This window comes from Bacillus sp. z14 (2026) (genome assembly GCF_058313575.1).
Map to the genome: position 1 here is coordinate 95,518 of NZ_JBZFQK010000006.1, position 11,079 is coordinate 106,596.

Below are 11,079 nucleotides of genomic sequence, written 5' to 3' on the forward strand. Positions count from 1 at the left end.
AGAGAGATAAATATCTCTTTGGATGAAGTTGCTCAATTAACCGAAAATATCAGACGAGGTGAAAGTGATGATAGAAACAACTGATCTCCCGATTCAAGAAATGATTGTCGTTCTTGATTTTGGAAGTCAATATAATCAATTAATCACAAGGAGAATTCGTGAATTTGGAGTTTATAGTGAACTTCATCCCCATACAATTACGGTGGAAGAAATTCAGAAGCTAAATCCAAAGGGAATTATTTTCTCCGGCGGACCAAACAGCGTGTATGATGCTACAGCTTTTACATGTGATGAGCGGATTTTTGATATGGGCATTCCAGTTATGGGAATTTGCTATGGTATGCAGCTAATGACTCAGCATTTTGGCGGAAAAGTGGAACGTGCAAGCAAACGCGAATATGGAAAAGCCGAAATTAAGCTGAATCATGAAAGTTTATTATTTAATGGGCTCCCTACTGAACAAACGGTATGGATGAGTCATGGTGACCATGTTGTTACAGCTCCTGAGGGCTTCCAAGTTGATGCGACGAATCCATCATGCCCAATCGCGGCAATGAGTGATCACAGCCGTCAATTATATGCTGTACAATTCCATCCAGAAGTAAGGCATTCTGTATATGGTAACGACCTGTTGAAAAACTTCGTATTTGGAGCATGTAAATGTAAAGGCGATTGGTCCATGGCTAATTTCATTGAAATGGAAATGGATAAAATCCGCAAAACCGTTGGAGACAAACAAGTACTATGTGCATTGAGCGGCGGAGTAGACTCCTCTGTTGTAGCGGTATTGATTCATAAAGCCATCGGTGATCAATTGACATGTATCTTCGTGGATCACGGTTTACTTAGAAAAGGCGAAGCGGAAGGTGTCATGAAAACATTCCGTGAAGGCTTCAATATGAATGTAATTAAAGTCGATGCTAAAGAGCGATTCATGAAGAAGTTAGCTGGAGTTAGTGACCCAGAGCAAAAACGTAAGATCATTGGAAATGAATTTATTTACGTATTTGATGATGAAGCGACCAAGCTTGAAGGAATTGATTATCTCGCTCAAGGTACGCTTTATACTGATATCATTGAAAGTGGAACGGCTACTGCGCAAACCATTAAATCTCACCATAATGTAGGTGGATTACCGGAAGATATGCAATTCCAACTTATCGAGCCTTTAAATACACTCTTCAAGGATGAAGTGCGTGCACTTGGTTCAGAGCTGGGTATTCCGGATGAAATCGTTTGGAGACAGCCTTTCCCAGGACCTGGTTTAGGAATCCGTGTATTGGGAGAAATAACGGAAGACAAACTGGAAATCGTAAGGGAATCAGACGCGATTCTTCGTGAAGAAATTAAAAATGCCGGTCTTGATCGTGATATTTGGCAATACTTCACTGTCCTTCCTGATATCCGCAGTGTAGGTGTGATGGGGGATGCCCGCACATATGATTACACAATAGGAATCCGTGCGGTAACATCTATTGATGGAATGACATCTGACTGGGCAAGAATCCCATGGGATGTACTTGAAAAAATATCTGTGCGAATTGTCAATGAAGTAAATCATATTAACCGTGTTGTGTATGACATCACGTCCAAGCCACCTGCGACGATTGAGTGGGAATAGAATTGGAAATCGATAGAACCATTGAAAACACTGAGTTTTTGAAGTGGTTTTAGGCTGGGCTGATTGATAGAAAATTGATAGCAGATATATAAACGAGACGAAAAGGTCTATCTGAATAAATCATTTCAGGTAGACCTTTTTTTCGTGGTTTCTAAAAAGATATTCAAAAACAATGAAAATAGGTTGCCCGAATACACTTTCCATTACGAGATCTTATCAGAGCTCCTCGTAAACATGAGCTTTTAGCTCTTGCAACCGGAGCCCGTGTAGAACCACGAAGCAGAAAAAATTACCTATCGATTTGCACATCTGTTTCCAGGTAGAAAAAGCAATTATAAGTGTTCGAGAAAAAGATAATGAAGCTATGAGCGATTTTGAGAGAAAGCAGGAAAGTGAAATGAGTTGGTAGATTGTGGGGATTATATTAAAATAACTTTGAATAGTCGTTACAATGTATGCAATAGTTTCCACTGAAGAGGTAAATTAGAATTGTGGGAGAGTTATTATGACAACAAAATTATTCATTCAAGCACTAACTAAATTTTTATTGGGGGTTGTTTTAGTTGGTCTATTGATATTCTTACCTGCGGGTACTTTATTATTTGCGTATGGTTGGTTATTTATGGGGATTTTATTTGTGCCAATGTTCCTTGCAGGAATTGTGATGATGTTCAAAAACCCAGAACTGTTAAAAAAGCGACTCAATGTAAAAGAGAAGCAAGATGAACAATGTCTTGTGGTAAAGCTTAGCGGACTTATGTTTTTAGCAGGTTTTATTGTTGCGGGATTAGGTTTTCGTTTTGATTGGTACACCTTACCAAAGAGTGTTGTAATTTGTGCTGCGGTGGTATTTCTTGTAGCATATATTCTTTATGCAGAGGTACTCAGGGAGAATACATATCTTAGTCGTACTATTGAGGTACAGGAAAATCAGAAAGTTATCGATACGGGGCTATACGGTATTGTCAGACATCCAATGTATAGTGTGACATTACTTTTGTTTTTGTCGATGCCGATTGTGTTAGGTTCAATATATTCGTTTTTTATTTTTCTTGTATATCCCTTTATAATTGCCAAAAGGATTAAAAATGAAGAAAAACTTCTTGAAAAAGAACTCGATGGTTATCGTGAGTATAAGCAAAAAGTCAAATATCGCTTGATACCGTTTATTTGGTAATAGTAAAGCAAATTCCATTTTGTGAAGGATCAATTATTGGATATATAACACTAGGAGGATATCTATGAAAATTACTGAAGGATTTATGCCATATTTAGATTTTAAAACGTATTACCGCATCGTTGGAGAAAATACCGGTAATAAAAAACCACTCATTTTACTTCATGGCGGACCAGGCTCCACTCACAACTATTTTGAAGTACTCGATCAATTTGTTGAGGAAGATGGACGCCAATTAATTATGTACGATCAAATCGGTTGTGGGGAATCTTATGTAGAAAATCGCCCTAACCTCTGGAACGCAGAAGTTTGGACAGAAGAACTCATTGCACTTCGCAAGCACCTTGGCTTAGAAGAATGCCATCTTCTGGGTCAATCATGGGGAGGCATGCTTCTTTTGAATTATGTTTGCAATTACAAACCAAACGGAATCAAAAGCATCATCCTTTCTAGCACTCTTCCAGCTTCTTGGATGTGGGGAGAAGAACAGCAACGTATGATTAAATTCATGCCAAAAGATATGCAAGAAGCCATTGCCATTGCAACAAGCACTGGTAACTACGATGCCCCAGCCTATTTGGCGGCAGAAGAAGAATACATGATTCGCCACGCTGGAGGACCTGTCACAGAAGATTCACCAGAATGTATGAAGCGTCCTAGAAAAATAGGAAATGAAGCATATGTAGTCGGTTGGGGACCAAATGAATTTACTCCACTCGGCACATTAAAAGATTATGATGTTACAGCGCAACTAAAAGACATTCAAGAGCCAGCACTTGTAATTAATGGAGGTAGTGATCTTTGCACTCCTTACATCGCAAAATATATGTATGACCATATTCCAAACTCTCGTTGGGAACTCTTCCGCGACTGCAGACATTCATGTTTCGTAGAAGACACAGAAAAATACATCGCTCTTTTAAAGGAATGGCTCAATGCAAACGAATAAAACTTTCAGGTTATAAGTGAGATAGATTCTATTTTTCATTTTTAGTTCTGTAGTTATAGCCACAACGTTGGATGGAGCAGAGTTGATTTGTATTTTCATCAGCTTGCCCGCATATAAGAATAAAAATAAAATGTGACTCTCTTTTTTACCTGAGATTTGGGTGGGAAAGGGGATCTTTTTTTATGTCAAAAATAAGTCTAAAGGGATAATTAAAACCAACCACTTTTGGTAAGAGATGGTTGATGAATATATTGTAGTGCGATATACTTTATGTATCGAACCACGATATAGTAGATGTGAAATAGAGCTATAAATTGGAGGAAGTATGGAAGAGCGGATTAAAAGAATTTACATACCTATGACAGAAACAGGGTTTTATATACTATTTTGCATGCAGGAAGAAATGCATGGTTACAACATTGCTAAAAAGGTGAAGGAAATGACAGGCGGCGAGATAATAATCAGTCCGGGAACTATGTATGGGAGCCTGTCAAAAATGGAGAAAGACGGGTTAATTATGTTTGTTCGTGAAGAAAATAAAAGGAAGTTCTATATGATCACTGAACTAGGCAAGCAAATTCTTAATATTGAAATAAGGCGTATTGAGAGACTATATCAAAATAGTAGAGGAGGGTTATATGATGGAAAATGATATGAAAAGAGAATTTCGCTGGTTTATGTTAACAGATTACGAGAAAGAAGAGACATTTTTGCGTGAGATGCATAATAAAGGGTATAAATTGGTGAAAGTTAAACTGCCAGGGTTTTATTATTTTGAATTATGTGAGCCAGAAGATGTAGTCTACAAATTGGATTTCAATCCGCAGACATCAGAAGACAAGCAAAGTTATTTGCAGATGTATGCAGATTATGGCTGGGAATATATGCAGGATATAAATGAATACAGCTATTTTAGAAAATCAGCAGGTAACACAGATGAAGGAGATACAAATATTTTCAGTGATGATCAATCAAAACTGGACATGCTAAAGCGGATTTTTATGAAAAAATTAGTACCTCTTCTGGGGATTTTTCTATTATTTATAGTTTGTTCGGCCATGAGTATCGCTTTAGGCGGGATTGAGAGTTCATGGAATAGGGGATTTATTATATTTTGGTCTATTTTGTTTTTAATATATTTGGTGATTTTTGTGTATTGCGGAAGAGGATTTTATAAACTGAGAAAGAATTACTCACATAGGGTAGAGTAGCCTGTAGTATAGGTGGAAGGCGACCTATCTTTATTTTTCCTATTTTGTATAAGTCCTTGTTTTGATTGACCGAGCATATAGGGCTTTTTGTTAATTCTTCCAAGGTCGAAAAGTCCTTATTCCATTATGAAGTAGGTTATAAATCCAAAATAAGAGGATAGCCAACTGGTTATCCCCTTATTTTTTGTATGGTTTGATATTTTGTTCTCTGAAATCTTCTATTTTTCTTGGTACGTTTGTGACACCGCTAAAGTTGTTGTAAAAATCCTCCCAATCTTTACCCTCTAAACGATAATATCGTTCCATTGTATCTATATACAGAAACAACGCCTGTTCAGCAATAATATCAGGGATTTCATATTCTACAGGCTGTTTGGTATCTAATCTTTTACATAATAAATTTTGTAGATTCTTTGCATACTCTAATTGTTCTTTATCTATTTTCACATTTATAAAATTTTGGGTATCCATAGTTATTTCCTCAGTTTATCAAAATCTTTGGTGAATATGTCAGTGTATTCAAAGTGCGTCCATTTCTTAATTCACATTTAGTAAAGTATAAAACCAGTATTTCTGCATTAATATCATAGAGTTGAAAGGCTAGCTTGGTGAATGTGCTAATCTGAATATTCAAATACCATTATGATTATACTTTAATATCTGCTGAATTCAACAACAATATTTAGGCTTCTGGTTGTAATATATACCAAATGTGTAGGCTTTAATGGTTACTTACAACATAATCTATAAAATGGAAAGGATGTTATTTGTGTAGATCATGAATGGAAATGAGTATAAATCCTGAAAGGTATGGTAATGTTTCTAGGACTGACTACACCAATCTAGCATCAGGAGTAAATGCGAACAAATCCTTCTCAACCTCTAGATAATGTTCGCTTTATTATTGACCAAGTATCATTCTCTTGATACAATACAAAAGACCTAATAATTTAATAAATATATAAATTCGTATAATCATGGGAATATGGCCCATAAGTTTCTACCGAGCTACCGTTAATAGCTTGACTACGGATATGAATGATACTGCCTATTTATAGGTTATTCTTTGTATTTGAGTCAGCCTCGAACGGATTCGTTCGAGGTTTTTTGGTTATCCGGAACTTATACGAAAGCGTATGAAAAGAAGGAGAGGAAGTAGGTTGAAAAAGTACTTTCAGTTTGACGAACTTGGCACCAATTACAAACGAGAGATTATTGGCGGGATTACAACTTTTCTGGCAATGGCGTATATTTTAGTTGTTAATCCATTGCAATTATCTTTGGCAGATGTACCAGACCTTCCGGATTCAATGAGAATGGATCATGGTGCTGTATTCGTTGCTACTGCACTTGCTGCTGCAGTTGGTTCAATTTTTATGGGGCTAATTGCAAAGTATCCGATTGCGCTTGCTCCGGGTATGGGGCTGAATGCTTTCTTCGCTTATACAGTAATTCTAACGTTTGGTATTCCTTGGCAAACAGCTTTAGCAGGCGTTTTAGCTTCCGGTTTTATTTTTGCTATATTAACGTTGACTGGATTAAGAGAGACCATTATTAATGCGATTCCTGCAGAATTAAAATATGCTGTTGGTGCAGGTATTGGGTTGTTTATTACCTTTGTTGGTATGAAAAATGCAGGAATTATCGTCAATAATGATGCTACTCTTATTGGAATCGGTGATTTCACGGATGGAAATACATTATTGGCAATCGTAGGCTTATTAATTACAGTTATCTTTTTAGTTAAAGGCGTTAAAGGTGGCATTTTCTATGGAATGATTATTACTGCCATCATTGGGATGTTAGCAAACCTTATTGAGATTCCTGACAGTATATTCGGTGCAATTCCAAGTGTGGCTCCTACTTTTGGTGTTGCGATTGAACCGTATTTCAATCCAATTCAATCAGATTTATTCACTATCCAATTTCTGGTTGTTGTACTGACATTCTTATTTATCGATTTTTTCGATACAGCCGGTACACTAATGGCGGTTGCCAACCAGGCAGGATTAACCAAAGATAATAAATTGCCAAGAGCAGGCAAGGCTTTATTTGCAGACTCCCTGGCAACGATGACAGGGGCATTGTTTGGGACATCTACAACGACATCATACATTGAATCAACAGCAGGTGTCGCAGCAGGGGCTAGAACTGGATTCGCAGCAGTTGTAACTGGACTGTTGTTCCTATTATCACTATTCTTATATCCGCTTTTATCTGTTATTACATCACCGGTTACAGCACCGGCCTTGATTATTGTCGGGGTGTTAATGTGCTCCTCACTCGGTGATATCAATTGGTCAAAATTAGAAATTGCAGTGCCTGCATTTCTTACAATCATCATGATGCCATTATCCGGAAGCATTGCGGCTGGGATTGCCTGTGGATTTATCTTCTATCCAATTACGATGATTGTGGCTGGACGTATTAAAGAGATCCACCCAATCATGTATGGAATGTTTGTTATATTTGTTTGTTACTTTATTTTCCTTTCATAAATATGTTCTCTAAAGGCTGCCGGCTGAGTTCGGCAGCTATTTTTTTATGGATAGGAAACATGTTTGCAATCCCATCTTTGGATAGGGCCTCCATAATATTCATGTTTTCTTGGTATTTGAGTGCCTTTTGGGCATATTAACAAGTAATTATTCAGATTGGTTATGGATAGCAGAAAATAATCAGTCGCTTTTATTTTGTTAATAAGTCTAAGGAGGACGTACTATGTTCAAGAAAGTATTCGGTGTCCTGCAGAAAATTGGGAAAGCTTTAATGCTTCCCGTCGCTATATTACCTGCGGCTGGGATTCTTTTAGCTCTTGGAAATGCCATTCATAATCCGAATCTGTTGGACCTAATGCCATTTTTAGATGCTGGGTGGATTCAAAAGGTTGCAACTGTGATGGAGGATTCTGGTCAAATTGTCTTTAGCAATCTTTCATTATTATTTGCGGTAGGTGTAGCAGTTGGACTTGCTGGAGGGGAAGGGGTCGCCGGCCTGGCTGCTATCATTGGTTATCTAATTATGAATGTGACCATGGGGGTTGTTTTGAATGTGACGGCTGACATGGCTGCCAATGATCCATCCTATGCTAATGTTTTAGGCATTAACACTTTGCAAACCGGAGTATTTGGGGGGATTATTGTTGGACTGCTGGCAGCTTATATGTATAATCGGTTTTTCCGAATTGAGTTACCCTCCTATTTAGGCTTTTTCGCGGGTAAGCGATTTGTCCCTATTATTACAGCTGCTTCCGCATTGATTCTAGGTCTATTAATGACACTGATATGGCCGCCAATTCAACACGGATTAAATACATTATCTCAAAATATGATAGATACAAACTTAACATTAGCGGCATTTATATTTGGAGTGATTGAACGATCGCTTATTCCATTTGGTCTTCATCACATATTCTATTCACCATTTTGGTATGAATTTGGACAGTACACAAATAAAGCTGGAGAAATTGTTCGTGGTGATCAGGCAATCTTTTTTGCGCAGATTAAAGATGGGGTTAAATTGACAGCAGGTACTTTTATGACAGGGAAATATCCGTTTATGATGTTTGGATTACCTGCAGCTGCTTTGGCCATTTATCACGAAGCGAAGCCTGAGAAAAAAACATTGGTAGCCGGGATCATGGGATCAGCAGCCCTAACTTCCTTCTTAACAGGTATTACAGAACCAATGGAATTTTCGTTTTTGTTCGTTGCGCCTGTTCTTTTTGGAATCCATGCTATTTTTGCAGGTCTCTCCTTTATGACTATGCAACTGTTGAACGTCAAAATAGGGATGACCTTTTCCGGTGGAGTTATAGATTTTATTTTATTTGGGATAGTACCAAATCGAACAGCCTGGTGGCTTGTTATTCCGGTCGGCTTGGTAATCGCAGTCATTTATTATTTCGGTTTCAGATTTGCAATCCGTACTTGGAATCTTCGAACGCCGGGAAGGGAAGATGAAGATGATGAAAGTGCTCAGGGTAAGGGTGGTTCAGTCGATGAGCTTCCGTATGATATTCTTGAGGCAATGGGGAAAAAAGAAAATATAGCACATTTAGATGCTTGTATTACCCGTTTGCGTGTTGAGGTTAACGATATTGCGAAAGTTGATAAAGATAAACTGAAAGCACTCGGAGCTGCTGGTGTGCTAGAGGTGGGGAACAATATTCAGGCAATCTTTGGCCCGCGTTCCGAAACGATTAAATCTCAGATGAAGGATATAATGGCAGGGAATAAGCCGCGTCCTACCAAAGCAGCCTCAGATAATGTTGAAGCTGAGATACAACAACAAATAGAAGAGGTAAATCCGGATGCGTTAAAAACAGATTTCTCAAAGGGAGAATTCGCTGCACCACTTGAGGGTCAGCTGATTCCGATTTCGGAGGTTCCTGACCAAGTGTTCGCTGAGAAAATGATGGGTGATGGATTTGCGATGATCCCAAGTGAAGGAATCGTTGCTTCTCCGGTTGATGGAGAGATTATAAGTATTTTCCCGACTAAACATGCTCTTGCTATAAAATCTGACAGTGGTCATGAACTATTAATTCATGTTGGCATTGATACGGTAAAGTTGAATGGTAAAGGATTTGAAACAAAGGTTAAAGATGGCGATAAGATTACGCAGGGCCAGATATTAATGGAATTTGATTTAAATTTCATTAAGTCAAATGCGACATCCATTATTACACCGATTGTTTTTACAAACCTGCTGGCAGGAGAAGGAATTAAGTTGGTTAAACAAGGCAAAGTAAAATTAGGAGAAGTACACATAGTTGATATCATGTAAATAATAACTCGCAACTCTATCTATACTGGAAAGGGTTGCGAGCTTTTCATTAATATATATGAAAGAAAAGAATGTTTAATAAGAGATGTTCTTTTGAGGACTCTTAATATTTTCTCATAGTATCTTGGAGTTGGTAACGAAATTCAACAATCTCCGACGCTTATTATGAGAACGTTCAACCTGAAATGAATATATTCTAGGTTTGGCGAAGACGGTAGTTATTGGTGCAAAGAATCAGCAGCAAATTGGAGAATTAGTCCTTAGGAATTAAGAAAACGGTATTGTTAAACGACGATATGGGTGACTTGTTTCAATTATTGCGTACCAGATCAAGCTTTCTCTGGAAGAACAACGGGAGCCTATTTTTGCAATAGCTTCTATAGATTAAGTATTTGCTTCGCTGTTGAATGGCAAATAATTAAGGTATTCCCGATTGTATGCTGTTAGACAATGGGATAAATCTTGATTCACGTAGGGAGCGTTAAGTTGAAACTTAGCGATCAAGGTTAGAAGTTATTATATAGAAGGAAAAGCGTATATGAAGGAGTCATCTTTGAATATAGATGAGAACTGATGGTATTCGATAATAGTATTAATATACTATAAAAATTAATAACAAAATCGTCTTGTTGTTAATCTAGCACAATGAAATTGAATGTCTGAGTATTTTTATTTTAATTTAATGGTTGACGTATGCTTTAATAGCGTGCTACTATAAGTAAGCACCAGACAGGAACGAAACAATATCAAAAAAATGTTGACTTTCGAAAATGTAGGTGCTATGATAATAAAGTTGCTTTTGCAACGCGAACCAAATGAAAGATTGTTAGTTAAATACATTAAAAGAAACGCTTGACAACAACAAGTTATCTTGATATAATGTAAGAGTCGCTAACACGACAGATTGTTCTTTGAAAACTAAACAAAACGAAACGCCAAGCAAGTCTAAAAAAGAGATTTTTAAAATCTCGTCAATTTGCTTTAAAATTTAGCTAGATCAAACATCTTTCGGAGAGTTTGATCCTGGCTCAGGACGAACGCTGGCGGCGTGCCTAATACATGCAAGTCGAGCGAATCTGAGGGAGCTTGCTCCCAACGATTAGCGGCGGACGGGTGAGTAACACGTGGGCAACCTGCCCCTAAGATTGGGATAACTCCGGGAAACCGGTGCTAATACCGAATAGTTTCCAACACCTCATGGTGTTGGAAGGAAAGTTGGCTTCGGCTAACACTTAGGGATGGGCCCGCGGCGCATTAGCTAGTTGGTGAGGTAACGGCTCACCAAGGCAACGATGCGTAGCCGACCTGAGAGGGTGATCGGCCACACTGGGAC

At 37.9% G+C, this 11,079-nt stretch carries 8 protein-coding genes, 1 rRNA gene and 1 riboswitch; of the genes, 8 read left to right on the top strand and 1 reads right to left on the bottom strand.

Translation table 11 applies throughout. From position 1 onward, the window contains the following. Positions 1 to 67: 67 nt before the first annotated feature. The 5 genes from guaA to AC4G3O_RS16935 all read left to right on the top strand — a co-directional run bounded on the left by guaA (position 68) and on the right by AC4G3O_RS16935 (position 4,958). Positions 68 to 1,621 carry a glutamine-hydrolyzing GMP synthase gene (gene guaA, locus AC4G3O_RS16915; protein ID WP_066109814.1) on the top strand — a complete coding sequence of 518 codons (1,554 nt, stop codon included), beginning with the start codon at positions 68 to 70 and terminating at the stop codon, positions 1,619 to 1,621. A 505-nt stretch (positions 1,622 to 2,126) separates the two neighbouring features. After that, entirely contained in the window at positions 2,127 to 2,798 is a 672-nt protein-coding gene (locus tag AC4G3O_RS16920; protein WP_140462281.1) for a methyltransferase family protein, read from the top strand. A 64-nt stretch (positions 2,799 to 2,862) separates the two neighbouring features. Beyond that, positions 2,863 to 3,747, top strand: a complete 885-nt coding sequence (gene pepI / locus AC4G3O_RS16925) for a proline iminopeptidase (RefSeq protein ID WP_066109808.1) — start codon at positions 2,863 to 2,865, stop codon at positions 3,745 to 3,747. A 325-nt stretch (positions 3,748 to 4,072) separates the two neighbouring features. Beyond that, positions 4,073 to 4,399: a PadR family transcriptional regulator gene (locus AC4G3O_RS16930; protein WP_066109805.1), complete on the top strand. Its 327-nt coding sequence runs from the start codon at positions 4,073 to 4,075 to the stop codon at positions 4,397 to 4,399. Further along, positions 4,389 to 4,958 (top strand): DUF2812 domain-containing protein, encoded by a 570-nt coding sequence (locus AC4G3O_RS16935; protein ID WP_066109802.1) that lies wholly within the window; start codon positions 4,389 to 4,391, stop codon positions 4,956 to 4,958. Before AC4G3O_RS16930 ends, AC4G3O_RS16935 begins: the two co-directional genes overlap by 11 nt. Positions 4,959 to 5,135: 177 nt before the next feature. On the opposite strand, the gene AC4G3O_RS16940 is transcribed toward AC4G3O_RS16935, so the two are convergent. After that, a complete protein-coding gene (locus tag AC4G3O_RS16940) occupies positions 5,136 to 5,429 on the bottom strand; it encodes a hypothetical protein (protein WP_066109798.1) in 294 nt (97 codons plus the stop codon). A 476-nt stretch (positions 5,430 to 5,905) separates the two neighbouring features. Further along, positions 5,906 to 6,007: riboswitch (purine riboswitch) on the top strand. Between the two features lie 111 nt (positions 6,008 to 6,118). Here AC4G3O_RS16940 and AC4G3O_RS16945 point away from each other — a divergent pair. The 3 genes from AC4G3O_RS16945 to AC4G3O_RS16955 form a co-directional block, all read left to right on the top strand. Further along, on the top strand, positions 6,119 to 7,456 hold the full coding sequence (locus AC4G3O_RS16945) for an NCS2 family permease (RefSeq protein WP_066109795.1): 1,338 nt from the start codon (positions 6,119 to 6,121) through the stop codon (positions 7,454 to 7,456). A gap of 223 nt (positions 7,457 to 7,679) precedes the next feature. Continuing rightward, entirely contained in the window at positions 7,680 to 9,746 is a 2,067-nt protein-coding gene (gene ptsG / locus AC4G3O_RS16950; RefSeq protein WP_066109793.1) for a glucose-specific PTS transporter subunit IIBC, read from the top strand. A 1,005-nt stretch (positions 9,747 to 10,751) separates the two neighbouring features. Further along, positions 10,752 to 11,079: ribosomal RNA gene (locus tag AC4G3O_RS16955) — 16S ribosomal RNA — on the top strand; the annotation flags it as partial.